Source organism: Thermodesulfovibrionia bacterium, from assembly GCA_030646035.1.
In the GTDB taxonomy this organism is placed as follows: domain Bacteria; phylum Nitrospirota; class Thermodesulfovibrionia; order UBA6902; family UBA6902; genus JACQZG01.
Genome location: JAUSMY010000056.1, coordinates 292,115 through 312,039 on the forward strand (window position 1 = coordinate 292,115; position 19,925 = coordinate 312,039).

Here is a 19,925-nt window from a genome sequence, read left to right on the forward strand (position 1 = left end):
TATATATAAATATATTTATGTCTAAATTTAATAGACTAATCAAAAAAAATACCCTCTATCTCTTCATCCTGTTCTCTCTGATTATTACTTCAGGATTTGCGCATGCTGCTGCAACACCGGCAGGAACCATCATCAGCAATATCGCCTTTGTCAATTACGAGATAACCGGTACACCTCAGGTCAGGATCGAGACTCCTCCAACAACTTTTATGACCGACAGAAAGCTTGACCTGAATGTTGCCGAGGCAAGCGAAGGCAGTACCATTGTGGCACCCGGCGATCAGGGCACCGCTTACAAGTGTCTCGGCTTTGACGTTACAAACGAGGGCAACGCGACCTTTGACTTTCTGCTGACAATTGCCAACCAGGCAGGAGGCCTTGACCCGTTCGGAGGGACTGACAACTTCAATGTGACAACAGGCTTCGCAGCAGTCGTAGATAATGGGGACAGCATATGTAATGCTGCTGACACCGCAACTTACATCGACAATCTCGCTTTAGGCGGTACCGTGAGGGTATGGGTAAGAGGCGATATACCATTGGCTCAGATCGAAGGCGATATAGCGGCTGTTATACTTACCGCACAGATTGCCGAGAGCACAGGCACACCGGGCGCAGCCATAACAACCGACGACAGCGGAAGCGCGAATAACCCGGCAGATGTTGATGACGTACTTGCAGACGGCACAGGCGATACTGACAACAACAACGACGGCAAAGATTCAGACACAGACTCTTTCAAGGTTGCCAACGCAGTTGTTTCCGCAGTCAAGTCTGTCAGCATACTTGATCCCCTCGGTGGCACAGACCCGATAACCGGCGCAGTGCTGACCTACACTATCAGCATCACGGTATCAGGCTCGGCAACCGCACTGAATGTTGTAATAACAGACACCGTTCCGGCTAATACTACCTACAAGCCCGGCACACTTACACTTGATGCATCCATTCTCACTGATTCATCTGACGCTGATGCCGGCGATGTCGGGGCCTCGACACCGGGCACTGTCACAATAAGTCTTGGGAACCTTACATCCGCATCACCGGCACATACGATAACTTTTAAAGCAACAATAAACTAAAAGGAGGAGAAAATGAAAAGATTATTTTTGGTATCACTCGCAACTCTCTTTATCACCGCCTTACTCCACATTCCAGCCTATTCACAGGACAAGGGACATATCATGCTCACTAATATGGCAGAGATCGAGAAGACGGTTGTCAATGAGAAAGGAGAGAAAGAGATAGTGCGCGTACCGGCTGAAAAAGTTTTACCCGGAGATAAAGTCATCTACACGATCAAATACGAAAACGTAAGCGACAAAGCCGCAGAAAATGTCGCCATTGTAGACCCTGTGCCTGAGCACATGTTCTACAAAGACGGAAGCGCATCAGGCAAAGGCACAGATATCACATTCTCTGTTGACAAAGGTAAAACCTACAATGTCCCCGAAAAACTGAAAGTCATAGGCGAAGATGGAAAAGAGAGAAAGGCTGAGGCTTCTGAATATACAGATATACGATGGGTAATGAAGAACTCTCTTCAGCCCGGTGAAAAGGGAAAAGTAGAGTTTCAGGCAGAACTTGAGTAGACAAGATCATAAATTAAAAATATGGAGGTGCGATGGAGCAGGAAAATATTGAAAATTTAATCATGGAGGTGCTGATGGAAAAAATAAAGAAAAACAAAATATGGAGGTGTTAATGGAGAATCAAAATAACAGGAGGATTAGATGAGATACCACAAACAAAAAACCACAACAGGAAGCAAAACACTAAAAGGAGGAAATGAAATGAAACACGCAAGAAGAAGCACATTATTCACATTGCTGTTTGCCTGTATGTTCGTATTCGGGCTGGCAATGACAGCAACAGCAGCGCCTATCGGCACGCCGTCAGGCACCAACATAAACAACCAGGCCAGCATAGATTATGAGGTAGGCGGTGTTAATCAGCCTGATATACCGAGTTCGCCTACAGGATGCGACAACCCTGCATGCGGCGCAGACACGACCTTTGAAGTTGACAGAAAGCTGGATCTGAATGTCGCGGAAGCAAGCTCAGGCCGCACCGTTGTAGTGCCCGGCGATCTTGCGACAGCTTACAAATGTCTCGGCTTTGACGTTACTAACGAAGGTAACGCTACTCTCGATTTCTTATTGACATCTGTCCAGATGACCAGCGGGACTGACCCGTTCGGAGGTACCGACACCTTCGACGCCACCGGCCTGACGGTAGTTGTTGACGACGGCAGCACTACTTGTGACGCTGCAGACACCGCAACCTACATTAACGACCTTGCCTCAGGTGATACAAAGAGGGTCTGGGTCAAAGGTGCTATCCCAAGCTCCACTGTTGACGGCGATATCGCAGGAGTAATCCTTACCGCACAGGTAGCCGAAAGCGCAGGCACTCCGGGCGCCGCCATCGCCACTGATGACTCAGGAACCGCTGACAACACCGCAACGGTTGATGATGTTTTTGCGGATGGGCAAGGCGACACTGACGGCAATAACGACGGCTATGATTCAGACACAGACTCATGGGAGGTCAACTCCGCAGATCTCACTGTTACAAAAACATCCTCTGTTGTATGGGACCCGATCAACTTATGGGCAGGCGGCGGAACTGAACCGCATGCCATACCCGGAGCGATCATCACATACACCATCACAGTAACAAATAACGGAGATGTTGCAGCAAGCAATGTTGTTGTCACTGACGATCTCACTACAACGATAGGGCTTGGCGTCGCATTCAGGACACAGTATGACGACAATGTGACCACATGCGCCGCAGCTTACGGCATAGTTGTAAGCACTGCCGCGAGCGCCCCGGCGCCTGTGACATGCGAGACAAACGCGGCAGATGCCGACAGCGCAAGTTTCAATGTAGGCACCGACGTTGTAACCGGGACCATAGGCACGGTTGCTTCAGGCGGCGGAAGTCAGACAGTTAAATTCCAGGTGGTCGTTCAGTAATGATCCTGCATTTACGCAGGCTTGATCCAAAGATTTAAATATGAAAATACGTCATCTGACAGAACATTCAGATCAGGACAGGCTGGCCGGTTCATACCGGTCAGCCCGTCTCTGCATGGCTGCTGCGCCTGAAGATAATTCATGCGGCAGCCATACAAAGGCGAGCATTATACTTGCGTCCATGCTCATGTTTGTTTTGATATTTACGAGACCGTTTGCCGCCCATGCAGTGCCTGCCGGGACAGAGATAACTAATACAGCAGTTGCAACATACGGCGTGGGGTCTGTAATTAACATTCCCTCACCATCAAATACAGTGAGCACAACTACGGTAGAAGCTTGCACTAAATCAGAGTTGAAGCTCATGAAGTACTCACCTGATAATCCTAACAGTGAAATCATGACTATTTCATCCACATCATACTGCAACAGCGGAGTAAGCCTGCCAGCATCAGGTGAGGATGACTGCACAGGGAGCTTTGTAGAAATAGAACCGCCCGTTCCATTTGGAAGTACAGATCCTTTAGCCCTCGGCAATCCTGTCCCGCTCTTTGTGCCAGATGATGGATTATCGTTCAAGTTCCATGCCGGTGAGCCATTGTTCATCAGGCTGATCGACATTGACCAGAACCTCAACAACCTTTCTGCTGATTCTGTATATGTTACCGTTTCTGCCGATATCACCGGTGACAGTGAATATCTGCGCCTTACTGAAACAGGGCCTGCCACAGGTATTTTTACAGGCTATCTCCCATCCGAGTTCGGCGCCTCGGCTTCTCAGAATGATGGTGTCCTCACTGTTGATATAGGCTCAAAGATCAGCGCTGACTACACTAATCCTGCCGCCGGGCTCTGTGCCGCTGACATATCATCGGTATTTGTTAATGTTGACCCCTTCGGCATAGTATTTGACAGCAACACAGGCCTGCCGGTTGAGGGCGCAATAGTAAGCATGAAAATTGCTGTTGGATCCAATTGCACAGATACATTTGCTGAAGTAAAATATGATGACGGCAGTCCTGACTATCCGAACCCGGTAGTTACCGGACCTGATGGTAAATACCGCTTTCCTCTTATTGATCCTGGCAAATATTGCATTCTAATAACCCCGCCTGCCGGGTATGCCTTCCCGTCATCCGTCCCTGCTCTAATACTGCAGTCACTTACAACGGATCCATTCACTATTGTGACAGGCTCGCGTGGAGAGGTATTCACTCTTGCCCCCGGGCCTGCGCTTGAGATAGACATACCCCTTGACCCGTCATCAAGCGGGCTGTGGCTCGACAAGTCGGCATCAAAGTCAATTGTTTCTTTAGGCGACTTCTTACAGTACAGCCTTAATATCGAGAACAAGACCGCCTCTTTGATAAGCGGTGTGACTATTAACGACAGGCTTCCAATCGGTTTCCGATATCAGGCAGGCTCGCTGAGGATAGACGATAATGCTTTCCCTGACCCTGTGATCTCTTCAGACGGCAGAACGCTCACTATAACAGCCGGAAATATCGCCGGTTCCGCTACCGTAAGTATCAGCTATGTAGTCGAGGTCTCTGCCGGTGCAAAATACGATAAAGCCTCCAACACAGCCGTTGCCGCTTCTGTATCAGGCTTCACTTCAAATATAGCCACTGCAACGGTTGAGGTAAAGGAAGACCTCTTCAGGAGAAAGAGCACTATTGTCGGCCGCGTCATAGCTGACAACTGCGAGGATAAAGAAGTGGAAGCAAATGACGGAGTGGAAGGCATAAGGATATACATGGAGGACGGCACCTATGCCCTCACCGATGAAGAAGGCAAGTACCATTTTGAAGGCGTGGAGCCGGGAACACATGTAGTTCAGCTTGATATTGAGAGCATGCCTGAAAAGTTCCGGGTGGTGCCATGTGAAGAGAACAGCCGTTTTGCCGGACGTTCTTTCTCACAGTTTGTTGACTTGCAGGGCGGGACTATGTGGCGCGCTGATTTTCATTTTGCTCTAAAGCCAAAGGTCAGAGGAATTACATCTGCTGAGCTGACAAATGAAGTCAACGGCAGCAGCATTGATCACAGCGTGCTGATAGACAGCCGGAAGGTTCCGCTGCAGAATCTCCGAATGACCGTCATGCTTCCTGAAGGGAGCACATACCTGGCAGGCTCAAGCATGATGCATGGCAAACCATTGCCAGACCCTGCCCTGATCTTCGGCTCTTTGACATACCGTCTCGGTGATGTTAAGCAGGATAGTTTATTCAGAGTTAAGTTCAGTTCTCTTTCAAACGGGATGACTGAAAATGAAGTAAATATTATTTTTACTTTTGATACACCTTCTGAAAAGAACCAGCGCCTCGTTCTGAAAGGAAACGGAAGCGCTTCTGCTGAGACTACCGGGCTTATGCCGGGCGAGCAATGGGATGAGCAGGATGATGCCTCTGAAAAACCGGATGAGATACCATTCCTTGAAAGCAGCTGGCTTGAATCTGCGGAACCCGGGCTGCAGTGGCTGTCGCCTGAACCAGGATACAACATGGGCGTTCCGAGCATCAGAATATTTATTAAACATGACCCGGGTGCCGGGTTTAAATTCCTTCATAACGGCAAAGAAGAGAATGAGCGTAATTATAACGGCATGACAAAGAACAATGCCGGCACCATTGCCGTCAGCAACTGGTCAGGCATCAACCCTGTCGAAGGCGACAACCTCTATGAGTTCGTAACATTTGACAAGAAAGAGAATGAGACCGGCCGGGTCTCTTATTCATTGCATTACTCCGGCCCAGCTGTTAAGGCTGAACTTGTGGCTGAAGAATCCGCCCTGTCAGCAGACGGAAGAACCGCGCCTGTTATAGCAGTGCGCCTCTTTGATAAAGACGGATACCCTGTGCGTGAGGGAACAGCAGGCCGTCTTTCTGTTAACTCTCCATATGAGCTGTATAAAAAGATAGAAGCGTTTAAGAATGACCCTCTCTCAGGGCTTGATAAAGAGGAACCGCAATATACAGCAGGCAAGGACGGCATTGCAAAGATAATGCTGATGCCCACATCAAGCTCTGGTGAAGCGCTGCTTAAGTTCCTCTTCAATGAAGATGAGCAGGAGATATCTGTATGGCTTAAACCTGAAGAACGCGAATGGATAGTTGTCGGACTTGCAGAGGGGACTATCGGATATAACACGCTTTCAGGGCATATGGAAAACATTGAGGAGTCAGATATCAAAGAAGACCTGTACAAGGACGGCCGTGTCGCATTCTTTGCAAAAGGAAAGATACAATGCAAGTGGCTCCTCACCATGGCATACGACTCTGAGAGAGAGAGAGACACGGAGCATGACAGCCTCTTCCATACGATAGACCCTGACACTTACTACACGCTTTACGGCGATGCCTCAGGCCAGCAGTATGACGCTGCGAGCGCGGAGAAGCTCTATATCAAGATAGAGCGCGACAAGTTCTACGCGATGTTCGGCGATTACAATACCGGAATGACAATGACTGAACTCTCACGCTACAACCGCAGCTTTAACGGCTTAAAGACAGAGCTTCAGACAGACAATGTAAGCCTGAACCTGTTTGCAGCTGAGACGAATCAGGGATTTGTCAAAGAAGAGATTCGCGGCGACGGCACATCAGGCCTGTATCATCTCAATACTTCAAAGATTGTATTCAACTCTGAAAAGATCGTGATAGAGACAAGGGATCGTTTCCGAAGCGAGGTCATACTTGAAACACGATCTTTTTCAAGGCACATGGATTACAACATCGACTATGATGCCGGAACTATATTCTTCAGAGAGCCTATATTCAGCAAAGATGAAAATATGAACCCGATATTCATAGTTGTTGACTATGAAGTGAATGACCCTGCTGCCGGGAGTGAGTATAACTACGGCGGACGCGGCGCTCTTAAATTTATAGATGGAAAGATCGAGACCGGAGCGACTTACATACATGAGGGACAGACAGGAAATGAGGGAGACCTCTACGGCGCAGATGCCACCCTGAAGATCACTGATAAGACCACTATTAAAGCTGAATACGCGTCCACCCATACTGAAAGCCTTGCTGACACAATTACGGGCGATGCGTATTTAGCTGAGATCAGGCACAACTCAGAGAAGCTTGACGGTTTAATTTACTTCCGTGAAACAAACGACGGCTTCGGCTTGAACCAGCAGAACACAGGCGAGAGCGGCACCCGAAAGATCGGGGCTGATATGAGATATCGTATAACTGAAAGCCTGAGCATTAATGCGCAGGCATACCGGCAGAAGAACAATATTTCCAACACACAGCAGGATCTCATTGAGGCAGGCGCTGATTATTCTGCCGGATCATACGGCATTCGCACAGGCCTGCGTCAGGCTGAGGATACTCTTGAAGACGGAACCGTGAACCGTTCGCTTCAGGCGACCCTCGGAGGCAGCAAGGCGTTCTTTGATAACAGGCTCATGCTGAGGGCAGACCGCGAGCAGTCTATCGGCGGCGGCAATGAGAGCCTTGACTTCCCTACGCGCACAACCCTCGGCGCCGACTATATGCTCTCTAATACAGTTACATTATTTGCCGAGCATGAACTTGCAGACGGCGAAGCGATAGAGACTCAGGACACGCGTATCGGTATGAGGACGATGCCATGGAACGGAGGCAGTATCAATACCGGAATGACACGCGAGTACAGCAAGGATGGAACCCGTGTATTTGCAACCATGGGCCTTTTGCAGACATGGAAATATAATGACAAGTGGAGCTTTGACGGAGGTTTCGACCACAGCAAAACTGTCATAAATGATACTGCTGTTATTTTACCCTCATCCGCAGCCGCTGAAGACTTCTCAGCGCTCTCATTAGGCACTACATACCGCGAGGAGAAGTGGACATGGAACTGGCGCGGAGAGGCCCGTCACTCTGACACTGAAGATAAATACGGACTTCTTACAGGCATTTACGGAGAAGTGAGAAAGGGACTCGGCATGTCTGCCGGCCTTCAGCTATTCACAACCAGGAACGATTCAGGGACAGATACCCTTCTTGGTGATATCCGCCTCGGCGCAGCATACCGCCCGCGAAATACTAAATGGATAGTCCTTGACCGCCTTGACTTCTATTTCCAGGAGGATAACGGCCCGGTCACAGAATTCAGCAGCTGGAAGATAGTCAATAACATGAACGCAAACTACAAACCGAACAGGGAGAACCAGATATCATTCCAGTACGGGGCAAAGTATGTGAAAGATACTTTTGACGGCATTTCTTACAGCGGATTTACCGACCTTATCGGCATAGAAACACGCCATGACATCACAAAGCGCTGGGACATAGGCGCGCGCGGCAGCATGCTTCATTCGTGGAACTCAAACCAGTATGATTACAGCGCAGGAGCATCGGTCGGCTGCAATGTTGTTAAGAACGCATGGATAAGTTTAGGCTATAATTTCGCTGGATTCATAGACAGAGATTTCTCAGCCGGCAAATATACTGCAAAAGGGCCGTTCATGCAGTTCCGCTTGAAGTTTGACCAGTACAGCATGAAGGATATTGCCGGAAGTTTTTCAAAGGATAAGGTGCCTGATGATTATTAAAAAAATGTATTCAATAAAAGCATTTATACTTTTCTTTGCGCTTTTAATGCTCGCCGGTTTCTGCATGACCGGTGAAGCCGGAGCGGCTGTTACGCTTCTTGATAACGGCGGAGCAAACTGGAGCGCGCACACTGAAGGCACCGGCGCGATAACTGCTCATACATATACCGCCCCTGCCGGAACTGACAGGGCGGTGATAGTTGTGGTTACGGCAGAAGGAGGCCCGCCCTCTATTACAAGTGTCACGGTCGGAGGAGTTGCAGCAACACAGATAGCCACAATTTCTCAAAACGTCGCATATATCTGGATCGGATACAGATTGATAGGAACCTCCGCATCCACAACATCAGCCAACATAGCTGTAACTTGGGGAACCCCTCCGAGCACTGACTCTGCGATCCAGGCGGCAACATACGGGGATGTCAGACAGACCGCAGGACAAGGTTCCGGCAACACTATCAACAGTATTGCAACTGGAAGTAGTGGCAGCTATCCAGTTACAACCGCCAATAATGTTTTTAATGCTGCCGGCGGCGCTGTGAATAACGCTCTTAACGGACGGGTTATATACGCTCATAATGCGAACGGGGGGAGTGCAGATAACCAAACCACTACAGGCACATCAGCAGCATGGACATTCACTGAGATGTGGGACGTATATGTCACGAGCAACCGCTCATCTTCCGGCCACAGCGATACAGCGGCAGGCTCCGGCACTGTGAGCGTCACCTCCGGCACAGGCACCTCTCGTACTGTATTGGTGGCATTCGCATTGAATGAAGAAGTACCTGCATCACCTAATGGAGTTCTTGCATTCACCTCAGCAACCTTTAGTGAAAGTGAAGCTGTCGGAACTACAGTAACCACTACAGTCTCCCGCACAGGCGGCAGTACAGGCATTGTGAGTATTGACTGCAACACCGTTGCCGGCGGAACTGCTACAGCAGGCAGTGACTATACAAATATAACCCCTCAGACTCTTACATGGGCTGCAGGTGATACAGCTAACAAGACCTGCGCTATCCCAATCACTAACGACATTCTTTATGAGGGGAATGAGACTGTAAATCTTACCTTGACCAATGCCACAGGCGGCGCAACGATCGGGACACAGAACACCGCCGTGCTGACTATCGCGGATAATGACCCTCTGCCCACAGGCACGCCAATTCTGCTTAATCATACCTACGCCGGAAACTATGATTTTGTCGGCACCGGAGGCACACTGCGCACTGAGTCGAATACCGGCAATGCCTGTGCCGTGACCACAAGTGATTCAGCGGCGCTTTCCGGCATACCCGCAGGGGCAACTGTTGTTTCCGCGCACCTTTACTGGGTAGGTTCAATGCAGACCCCGGGCAATGAAGACTACAATATTACCTTTGACGGAAATAATCTTACCGCTGACAATCAGCACCAGGAACTCTTTGTATATGGAGGCGATAACTTATTCTACTTCGGCGCGGAAGAGGATGTCACATCAATAGTTGCCCCAAAGAAGAACGGTACATATACCTTCTCAAACCTGACGGTCTATAACGGCGCCCCGCATTGTACTCCACAGGCTGTTGTCGCCGGATGGTCGCTGGTGGTCATTTATCAGGACCTCATTACCCCGGCTCCTTTAAGAGTTATAAATATATATGACGGCTTTGAGTACTTCCAGTCAAGCCAGATCATCCTTACACCGACCAACTTCCAGGTGCCGACAGGTACCGCTTATACGGATTATGACGGAAAGCATGCCCATGTAAGCTGGGAGGGTGATGAGACGAATTCCGGTACGAGCGGCGGATTCAGTGAAGGCCTGACATTCCAGGGGAACAATCTTACTGATGCCTATAACCCCTCGGGCAATCAGTTCAACTCCACAATGAACTTCCTCGGCTCCAGTACAAGCTACGGCGTTGATTTTGATATCTATGACGCAACTCCTTATCTTACAGGCGGAGAGACATCCGTCACCACAAGGTATTCTTCCGGACAGGATCTGGTGCTCCTCAGCGCTGAGATAATCTCAGTTCGCAATACTCCTGTAGCTGATCTCGAAATTGTAAAGTCACACACCGGTGATTTCATTGTCGGCCAGGTTGAATCATTCAATATTGATGTTTCAAATAATGGGCCGAGCAATGAGACCAACACGATAACCGTCACCGACATCCTGCCTGCAGGCCTTACACTTGACTCATGGTCAGGGACGAATTGGTCTCACCCGACAGCTACAACATGGACATATAACAACACCGTTTCTTCCGGAGCAAGCGCGCCAACCTTAACATTAAACGTACTGGTCGGCTCATCCGCATATCCCGGCGTCAACAACACCGCGTCAGTATCAAGCCCGACATTTGATAATGTCTCAAGCAATGACTCGTCAACAGACAGTGTCACAGTAAAGAGATCAAGCCTTATAACATCCACAAAGACGGTTGTTGACCTTAATGGAGGATTTGCAGATCCCGGTGATACCATACGTTATACGATCAACATCAAGGAAAACGGCGGGGTGGATGCGACAAATGTAAGCGTTACAGATAATATGCCTGCAAATGTTACAGGCTTTACAGTCATCGGCATCCCGGCCGGCGCTACGAACAGCTCGTCACCTGCGCCTGCCGGATCAAATAGTACCGGATACCTGAATGTAACAGGATTCACCGTAGCCGCCAACAATACTGTAACCGTGATCTTTGATGTAGCGATTGCAGGCGGCACTCCGGGCGGAACATTGATAAATAACACAGCAACCGTAAACAACCCGAACGGCCCCGGTGCGACTCCTGCTGCTCCTACCGTTGTTGTTTCTGAAACAATTCCAGGGAATAAGCAACTTTATTTTCAGGCGCCTGACAGCGAGAACAGTCCCACCCAGCCGCAGAATATGAATCGTACGCCCCTTACCTCCACCCCCACTCCTTCAAGAGTGAGAATACAGAGGGAGGATACCCCAAGAGTATGGGCGCAGACACCTGTTTTACAGTCTCCCTTAACTATAACAGGCAACATGTCGGTAACTCTTCAGCTTAGAAGGGACACTAACATTAATGACCGCCCTGTCCGTGTTACAGTGGATTATCTTCCCGGGCCTGTAACTGTCGGCGTAACAGACCTTACTCTTTCAGGCGCTACCTTGAGCGACACCGTTACAAAATCATTTACTTTTCCAATCACCATCATACCCGCAACTCCATTAACTCTCCCCACAGGGGCTCAATTGAGGGTGACAGTAGATAACGAACCAGGCGCGGGAACCGGCAGGTCTATTTATGTCTATCCTTATGACAGCGCAACCGGAAATACAACAAGGCTTGAGATGGATGTCACCACAGTGATCGACGTAAATAGCGTTAATTTTTATAATGCCGCTTATCCCGGAGGCTCGCTCCTCACAAATGCCGTTCCCAATACTACGGTATATATCCGCTCTGTAGTGAGCGACCCATTCGGAAGCTTTGACATCACAGGCGCCAAGATCGATATTATCAATCCCAATTTGTCAACCGTAGTCTCAGGCGCCTCAATGACTCAGGTTGCAGACTCCGGCGCCGCGTCAAAGACATATCAGTATCAATACACCCTCCCTTCAGCAGGCCCAATCGGCTTCTGGACAGCTAATGTAACTTCCACCGAAGGAACCGAGGGCACAATAATAGATACTAACTTCGGCCTTATAAAAGTCGTACTGCCTGACATTATAATGATGAAGACAAGCACGACAGAGTGGGATCCGGTAAACGAATATGGCGGAGACGGGACTGAGCCAAAGTCTATTCCCGGAGCAGATGTCATTTATACCATACAAGCTACAAATACAGGCGAAGGCGCTGTTGATAACAATACAGTTATTATCACTGACCCTGTCCCGGCAAATACAAAGCTTTATGTTGACAATTACGGCGGCAGTAACGGATGCGGGCCATTTGAATTTATAAACGGCTCGCCTACAAGCGGATTGACATGCAGCTTTACTTCACTCGGCAGCGTCACGGACGATCTTGATTTCTCAAATACCGCCTCTCCAGGACCTTATGTTTACAATTACACCCCGGTTTCCACAGGTGGTTATGATCCGCTTGTCACAAGCATACGCATTAATCCCAAGGGGATATTTAACGGCACAGGCGGCGGCAACCCTTACTTCAGGATAAAGTTCAGGGTAAGGGTGAACTGATTGACTTCAATGAGATAACGAGATTATTATATCCCAGCAATCCTTATTTATTAATCCAAGGAGCATTTAATGTCTCAGGCTAAATTAAAAGTCATTCTTCTTCGCCATACCCCGAACCCTGAAGAGACTGTCGCAATGGCGGCAAAGCTCTGCTACAGCCCTTCTGGTATTGAGTCTTTAAAGGGAAAGATAGAGAAGAAAGATCAGAAAGAGTTTGTTGAGAAACTGATGAACATGGGGCACATGAGCCCTATCGAGCACGCATCATTCACATTTGCCATAGAGGGGATATCAAGGGCATGCTCGCACCAGCTTGTAAGGCACCGCCTCGCTTCATACTCACAGCAGTCGCAGAGGTATGTAAATGAAGAGGCTGGATTTGATTACATAATTCCTGAGACTATAAAAAATGATAAAGAACTGAAGCGCATCTTTATTGACTTCATGAACAATGCCCAGAAGGCTTACAACACGATAGTGAAGAAGCTGAATGAGAATGGCACTAAAGGCGAGGCCGCAAATCAGGACGCGAGGTTTGTGCTTCCGAACGCTGCTGAGACAAAGATAATCGTGACGATGAACGCAAGAGAGCTCCAGCACTTCTTCAAACAGAGATGCTGCAACCGCGCCCAGTGGGAGATAAGGGCGATGGCAGAGAAGATGCTCAACCTTGTTAAAAAGGTTTCCCCTGTTATCTTCCAGAGATCCGGCCCCCCATGCCTCTACGCCCCCTGCCCCGAAGGTTCTTATACCTGCGGGAAGATAAAGGAAGTCAGGGCTAAATATAAGGTTAAGTCTAAGGAATAATATCATGTCATACACTATCGCATTTGCAGGAAAAGGCGGGACCGGCAAGACTACGCTGGCCGCGCTTACAATTCGTTATCTGATCGAGAAGAAGGCAAAGCCTGTGCTTGCTGTTGACGCGGACAGCAACGCGTGCCTCAACGAATCGCTTGGAGTTTCTGTACACGCAACCATCGGTGACCTGCGGGAGCAGTCGCTTGAAGCGATACGCGGCAAAGGCGCCCGTCCCGGAGGCATGAGCTCTGAGCAGTTATTCGACTACCAGGTTCAGCAGTCTATAATTGAAGCAGATAGTTTTGACCTGCTGGTAATGGGCAGGCCTGAAGGCCCCGGCTGCTACTGTGCCGCCAACAATATAATAAGGAAGTACACAGACAAACTCTCTGACGACTACAGCTATGTTGTACTCGACAATGAGGCAGGCATGGAACATCTGAGCAGAAGGACTACCCACAAGGTTGACCTGCTCTTGATGGTCAGCGACCCTACAAAAAAGGGAATCCAGACGATAAAGCGCATCAACGCGCTTGCTGATGACCTGAAGCTTGAAGCAGGAAAGCGGGTTATAATAGTAAACAGAGTTTCTGATCAAGACTTTGAAACCGTTAAAAACCTGATCAGCGAGATCGGCATGCCTGTAGAAAACATCTTCAATATTCCTGATGATGAGAATATCTTTAAATTTGATCTTGGCGGAAAACCTGTCTTTGATCTGCCCGCAGATTCTAAATCAATTGCTGCTCTGTTTAAGATACTGGATTCACTGAATATCCCTTAATATCTCTGTTCCAGAAGCCCCGCGTTATTAAAGACTCCCCTTAGCAAGCTATGGGGAATCTTAATGTTAATGAATTATTATCATTATATTCGCTCGCTTGACCCGTCTGTCCCGAGGTATCGGGACAGGGTTTACACTCGCTGCCCATTTAAAATTTTAATTTCCGTTTAGGTGATGAAATAATCACTTCTAATATGTTATATTTTAAAGCTTTATTGCGGATACGAATCTATACAAAAAATTAAAGGAGACATAGATGATCATAATTGGTGAAAAAATCAGCATAATCGCAAAGAAAGTCAGGGAGGCTATGAACAGCCGCGACCCTAAGCCGATACAGGAACTTGCAATGGCGCAGTGGAAGGCAGGCGCGCATATTATCGATGTCAATATCGGCCCTGCTGAAGTGAATGGCGAAGACCTCATGACATGGATGGTTCAGAGCATACAGGAGAAGGTTTCAGCCCCGCTCTGCCTTGACACAACAAACGCATCAGCGCTTGAAGCAGGACTTAAAGCCCATAATAACCAGTGGGGAAAACCCCTTATCAACTCTACTTCAAATGATCCTGAAAGGTTCATAATGCTTGAGCTTGCAGCAAAATACAACTCGCAGATAATAGCCCTGACAGTCGGCAAGGGCGGGCTTCCTGCTGACGCTGACGACAGGATGGTCATTGCTTCAGAGATTATGGCAAGGGCTGAAGACCTCGGCGTTCCGATGGAGGACATCTACCTTGACCCGCTCATACTTCAGGTCTGCACAACACAGGATCAGGCCAAACACGCACTTAACGCGGTCAGGATGTTCAAAGAGCTCAATATGAAATCAGTTGTCGGGTTAAGCAATATATCCAACGGAGTGCCGAAGACTATGAGAAGCCTTATAGACAGGGTATATCTGTCGCTGCTCATGTATGAGGGCCTTTCATCAGCGATTATGAACCCTCTTGATAAAGACCTGATGGACGTGGTCAAGACAACAGAGGTCTTTCTCGGAGACACACTATACGCTGATTCATATCTTGAAATGTAAATAAATCGTAAGCACGGAGGTTTTGATATGTCTTTTGTGACACCGAAAGAAAGCTACAACGGAAAAGTCCTCTCACTGGACTTTGGCAAAGATGATAAAGCGGTGATGATCGGAGGAGATACCTCCCTGCCCTTTCTCACATTTGAAGGTGAAGTGCCGAACAAGCCTCTTATAGCGTACGAGATCCAGGACATTGCGCCGGACGACTGGTCTGACACTGTAAAAGACGCGTACAAAGATGTAAGCGGCGATCCTGTGACATGGGCCAAATACTGCCAGGACAAATTAGGCGCCAAAGCCATTGCATTAAGGCTCATAAGCACACATCCTGACAGAGATAATCGTTCAGCTGAAGAAGCTGCAAAGACGGTAAAAGATGTGCTTTCAGCAATCAATGTCCCTCTGATAATCCTCGGCTCCAACAATATTGAGAAGGACTCGTTAGTCCTTGTAGCTGCTGCTGAGGCTGCAAGCGGATACAACTGCATCATCGGTAAGGCGCAGGAAGGCAATTACAAGACCATCGTAGCTGCCGCTCTTGCACATAACCATAAGCTTATCGCGATGTCTGAACTCGACATCAACCTTGCAAAACAGCTGAACATCCTTATCACGCAGATGGGCTTTGACAAATCAAGGCTGATAACCGACCCGATGTGCTCTGCATTAGGCTACGGGCTTGAGTATACATATTCCGTCATGGAGAGGATAAGGCTCGCGGGCCTTGTTCAGAACGATGCCACAATGCAGCCGCCCATTATCGGCGACGTCGGCATTTATGTATGGAAGACAAAAGAGACTACAGCGCCTGACGTTGAGGGCTGGGGCACGCTTAATGAAAGAGGCATCGCATGGGAAAGCGTTACTGCAACCTCCATGCTCATGGCCGGCGCGAACCTGCTGATAATGAGGCATCCAAAGGCTGTTGAGACTCTGAATAAAGTTATTGAGGAACTTGCTTAATTAAAATTGACTGAATAATATTTTTGGAGGTTATTAAATGGCACTGTCAGGCATTCAGATATTCAAACTCTTACCGAAAACAAACTGCAAAAAATGCGGCTTCCCCACATGCCTTGCATTTGCGATGAAGCTTGCACAGGGCGGTATCGAGCTCTCCTTATGCCCGGACATTTCAGAAGAAGCGAAGAAGAGCCTCGGAGACGCTTCAGCCCCGCCGATAAAGAGCTTCAGCCTCGGCACAGGCGAACTTGCAGTCAAGATGGGCGCTGAGGGCGTGCTCTTCAGGCATGACAAAAAATTCTATAACCCCTGCGCTCTTGCATTGAATATCAAAGACAGCCTCAGCGACGCCGAACTCTCTGCAAAGGCAGCTGAAGTGGCAGGCTCAGAGCTGGACCGTGTAGGACAGCAGCTCAGGATAGATGCTATATCTATTGAGTGCGTTTCAAATGATAGCGCTAAATATGAAGCAGCTGTAAAACTTGTTGCATCAAAGGCGCCGAATGCAGCATTGATACTCAACTGCAGCAACGCCTCAATAGCAGGGCCGGCGGCAAAGGCTGTCGCAGCCAGAATGCCCCTGCTCTACTGCGCAACCGCTGATAATGCTGAAGCAATGGCAGCTATAGCAAAAGAGAACAACATACCTCTCGCCATTAAAGCTGACGGGCTTGATGCCTTAAGCGCCCTGTCTGAAAAGGTACAGGCGCTCGGCGTTGAGAATATCGTTCTTGATTCAGGTGCAAATACAGCCGGAGCCATACTTGGGAACAACACCCAGATAAGGCGCGCAGCCTTAAAGAAGGGATTCAAGCCTCTTGGTTTCCCTATCATTAATAATGTTGTTAGAGACGATTCCATGTTAGAGACAACCATAGCGTCTGTTGCTATTTTGAAATATGCCTCTATCGTTGTGCTGAGCAGCATAGAGCAGTGGAAGAACCTTGCACTGTACACATTAAGGCAGAATATTTATACCGACCCGCAGGTTCCTATGCAGGTCAAACAGGCTATATATGAGGTCGGCGGGCCTACTGCTGACTCACCGCTGATGATAACGACCAACTTCTCGCTTACCTACTTCATAGTCTCAGGAGAGGTTGAGAACAGCAAGGTCCCGAGCTGGCTTGCGGTAATGGACTGCGAAGGGCTCTCAGTTCTTACGGCATGGGCAGCCGGGAAGTTCATAGCATCAAAGATCGCTACCTTCATACAGGAGAGCGGTATCGGTGATAAAGTCAGCAAGAAAGAGCTTATCATTCCCGGGCAGGTCGCGATACTGAGCGGCGCGCTTGAGGATAAACTTGAAGGATGGAAGATAACGGTCGGCCCGAGAGAGGCCAACGCGCTTCCTACATATCTTAAGTCAAGGTAATTTCAAATATTTAGGAGGATAAGATGTCAAAGATTATAGCCTCTGCAGTTATACGGGCTTCCCACGAGATTGTAAAGAGAACAGAGGATATGCTTGAGAAGGCTATCGCTGAAAAGGGAAAGGACTTTGTATTCGAATTCCCTGATACCGCGTACCACCTTCCAATGATCTACGGCATGACCGGCTTCAAGGTTAAGACACTCGCGGACATGAAGGTCGCACTCGGAATGGCAAAGGAGCAGCTTCACTCACTTCCGGATGAAACCATATGGAAACCATATCTCGGAGAGGCGCTTGACTCCGGCATGGCAACCCTCTTTGCTGAAGAGATATATCTTGCGCTCAGATATATCAACGGGCTTGAGCCTGTGACAGACCCTGAGACGAACTTTACCTATAACGGTTTTATCACTGACACCATCCAGAGGAACCTCGGCATACAGCTCGTTGACGGAAGGATGCCCGGCTTTGCCGCTATCCTCGGCGCTGCTCCTGATGAAGAGACCGCCGTCAAGATAGTGAGAGAGCTTCAGGAGAAGAACATACTTGTATTTCTCTCAGGCCAGTCAAAGGACAAGAACGGCAAACTTACGAATGTTACCAGGCAGCTTCTGAACCAGAAGGTCGAGCTTGGATGGGACACATATATAGTCGCATTGGGCCCTGATACAGAACATACGCTTTATGCTCTCAGCTGGGCATTAAGAGCTCCGATGATCTTCGGCGGAAACAAGGCAGGCGATTATAAGACCCTGCTGAAATACTCCAAAGACAGGATATTCGCATTCGCACTTGTACTCGGCGAACTTAATGACCTCAAGTGGGCAACCGGAGCAGGCGCGATAAACATGGGCTACCCTGCCATCTGCGACACTGACATACCTGTCATTCATCCGACCGGAGTATGTACATATGAAGAGGTTGAAAAAGAGTTCGACCATACCAAGATAGTCCAGAAGGCGATAGAGGTCAGAGGACTCAAGGTCACTGTTGCCAAGCCCCCGATACCAATTGCATACGGCCCTGCTTTTGAGGGCGAGAGGATCAGGAAGGAAGATATGTTCATCGAGTTCGGCGGCCAGCGCACTCCTGCATTTGAGTGGGTCAGGACAAAAGAGCTTAATGAGATCGAGGACGGCAAGGTCACTATCGTCGGCACTGATGTCGAAGCGAGATATAATGCAGGCGGCATGATGCCTCTTGCTATTGTCGTTGATGTGGCAGGAAGAAAGATGCAGAATGACTTTGAAGCCATCATCGAAAGAAAGTTTCACCACAATATAAACGAAGCTCAGGGCCTCTGGCACATGGGACAGCGCGACATCGTCTGGATGCGCGTAAGCAAACAAGCGTACAACGACGGCATCACTCTTGAGCACTTAGGCATAATCCAGGCGACTATGGCAAAGCACAGATTTAATTCCATCGTCGACAAGGTGCAGGTCACACTTTATGTTGATGAGAAAGATGTGCTTGAACTTCAGGACCAGGCAAGAGCTACATATAAAGAAAGAGATCACAGGCTTGCTGGATTGACAGACGAATCAGTTGACACATTTTATTCATGCCTGCTCTGTCAGTCATTCGCCCCTTCTCATGTCTGCGTGATAAGCCCTGAGAGACTCGGTCTCTGCGGAGCGTACAACTGGCTCGACTGCAAGGCTGCTTTTGAGATATCCCCTACAGGAGGCAACCAGCCTATTCTGAAGGGAGAGGCAACCGACGCAATGAAAGGAAGGTGGACAGGCGTTGACGATTACCTGAAGGCGAATTCAGGCGGCGCCATCGAGACCCTGAACCTCTACACAATAATGGACAACCCCATGACATCATGCGGCTGCTTTGAATGCATTATAGCCCTGATACCGGAGGCAAACGGCGTCATGATCGTCAACCGCGGATATTCAGGAATGACACCTGCCGGAATGAAGTTCTCTACTCTCGCAGGCGCGGTCGGCGGCGGAATGCAGAACCCGGGATTCATGGGCATCGGCGTCAACTTTGTAACCAGCAAAAAGTTCCTCTACGCTGACGGCGGCATCAAGAGGATTGTCTGGATGTCTAAGAACCTTAAAGAGCGTGTGGCTGAAGAGTTTAAAGAACTGGCAAAAGAGGCTGGTGCGCCGGACCTCTTTGACAAGATAGCAGATGAGTCAATAGCGGAAGATTCAGAGAAATTATTAGAGTACCTCTCAAGCGTCGGGCATCCGGCACTTGAGATGGATCCGATGTTCTAAATATTGAAATCACTTTATCT

The 19,925-nt window shown here is 48.7% G+C and carries 11 protein-coding genes; all 11 read left to right on the forward strand.

What is annotated here, in order from left to right; translation table 11 throughout:
- The first annotated feature begins 17 nt into the window (after positions 1–17).
- The 11 genes from Q7U10_10175 (at position 18) to acsB (ending at position 19,905) form a co-directional block, all read left to right on the forward strand.
- Positions 18–1,082 carry a DUF11 domain-containing protein gene (locus tag Q7U10_10175; protein ID MDO8282967.1) on the forward strand — a complete coding sequence of 355 codons (1,065 nt, stop codon included), beginning with the start codon at positions 18–20 and terminating at the stop codon, positions 1,080–1,082.
- A gap of 12 nt (positions 1,083–1,094) precedes the next feature.
- A complete protein-coding gene (locus Q7U10_10180) occupies positions 1,095–1,592 on the forward strand; it encodes a hypothetical protein (GenBank protein MDO8282968.1) in 498 nt (165 codons plus the stop codon).
- 141 nt (positions 1,593–1,733) lie between these two features.
- Positions 1,734–2,981, forward strand: a complete 1,248-nt coding sequence (locus Q7U10_10185; GenBank protein MDO8282969.1) for a hypothetical protein — start codon at positions 1,734–1,736, stop codon at positions 2,979–2,981.
- A gap of 40 nt (positions 2,982–3,021) precedes the next feature.
- On the forward strand, positions 3,022–8,535 hold the full coding sequence (locus Q7U10_10190) for a hypothetical protein (GenBank protein MDO8282970.1): 5,514 nt from the start codon (positions 3,022–3,024) through the stop codon (positions 8,533–8,535).
- A complete protein-coding gene (locus Q7U10_10195) occupies positions 8,525–12,709 on the forward strand; it encodes a Calx-beta domain-containing protein (protein MDO8282971.1) in 4,185 nt (1,394 codons plus the stop codon). Before Q7U10_10190 ends, Q7U10_10195 begins: the two co-directional genes overlap by 11 nt.
- Before the next feature lie 69 nt (positions 12,710–12,778).
- Entirely contained in the window at positions 12,779–13,516 is a 738-nt protein-coding gene (gene thyX, locus Q7U10_10200; GenBank protein ID MDO8282972.1) for an FAD-dependent thymidylate synthase, read from the forward strand.
- Between the two features lie 4 nt (positions 13,517–13,520).
- A complete protein-coding gene (locus Q7U10_10205) occupies positions 13,521–14,294 on the forward strand; it encodes an AAA family ATPase (protein MDO8282973.1) in 774 nt (257 codons plus the stop codon).
- A gap of 256 nt (positions 14,295–14,550) precedes the next feature.
- On the forward strand, positions 14,551–15,330 hold the full coding sequence (locus tag Q7U10_10210) for a dihydropteroate synthase (protein ID MDO8282974.1): 780 nt from the start codon (positions 14,551–14,553) through the stop codon (positions 15,328–15,330).
- A 27-nt stretch (positions 15,331–15,357) separates the two neighbouring features.
- Positions 15,358–16,293 carry an acetyl-CoA decarbonylase/synthase complex subunit delta gene (locus tag Q7U10_10215; GenBank protein ID MDO8282975.1) on the forward strand — a complete coding sequence of 312 codons (936 nt, stop codon included), beginning with the start codon at positions 15,358–15,360 and terminating at the stop codon, positions 16,291–16,293.
- A gap of 37 nt (positions 16,294–16,330) precedes the next feature.
- The gene (gene acsC / locus Q7U10_10220; protein ID MDO8282976.1) at positions 16,331–17,668 is read left to right on the forward strand and encodes an acetyl-CoA decarbonylase/synthase complex subunit gamma; all 1,338 of its coding nucleotides are present in this window, start codon (positions 16,331–16,333) and stop codon (positions 17,666–17,668) included.
- Positions 17,669–17,691: 23 nt separating this feature from the next.
- A complete protein-coding gene (gene acsB, locus Q7U10_10225) occupies positions 17,692–19,905 on the forward strand; it encodes an acetyl-CoA decarbonylase/synthase complex subunit alpha/beta (GenBank protein MDO8282977.1) in 2,214 nt (737 codons plus the stop codon).
- The last annotated feature ends 20 nt before the right edge of the window (positions 19,906–19,925 follow it).

Bases quoted from the DNA above. Each gene is read 5' to 3' on its own strand.
- Q7U10_10175 (MDO8282967.1), top strand. From the start codon at position 18: ATGTCTAAATTTAATAGACTAATCAAAAAAAATACCCTCTATCTCTTC.
- Q7U10_10180 (MDO8282968.1), top strand. From the start codon at position 1,095: ATGAAAAGATTATTTTTGGTATCACTCGCAACTCTCTTTATCACCGCC.
- Q7U10_10185 (MDO8282969.1), top strand. From the start codon at position 1,734: ATGAGATACCACAAACAAAAAACCACAACAGGAAGCAAAACACTAAAA.
- Q7U10_10190 (MDO8282970.1), top strand. From the start codon at position 3,022: ATGAAAATACGTCATCTGACAGAACATTCAGATCAGGACAGGCTGGCC.
- Q7U10_10195 (MDO8282971.1), top strand. From the start codon at position 8,525: ATGATTATTAAAAAAATGTATTCAATAAAAGCATTTATACTTTTCTTT.
- thyX (MDO8282972.1), top strand. From the start codon at position 12,779: ATGTCTCAGGCTAAATTAAAAGTCATTCTTCTTCGCCATACCCCGAAC.
- Q7U10_10205 (MDO8282973.1), top strand. From the start codon at position 13,521: ATGTCATACACTATCGCATTTGCAGGAAAAGGCGGGACCGGCAAGACT.
- Q7U10_10210 (MDO8282974.1), top strand. From the start codon at position 14,551: ATGATCATAATTGGTGAAAAAATCAGCATAATCGCAAAGAAAGTCAGG.
- Q7U10_10215 (MDO8282975.1), top strand. From the start codon at position 15,358: ATGTCTTTTGTGACACCGAAAGAAAGCTACAACGGAAAAGTCCTCTCA.
- acsC (MDO8282976.1), top strand. From the start codon at position 16,331: ATGGCACTGTCAGGCATTCAGATATTCAAACTCTTACCGAAAACAAAC.
- acsB (MDO8282977.1), top strand. From the start codon at position 17,692: ATGTCAAAGATTATAGCCTCTGCAGTTATACGGGCTTCCCACGAGATT.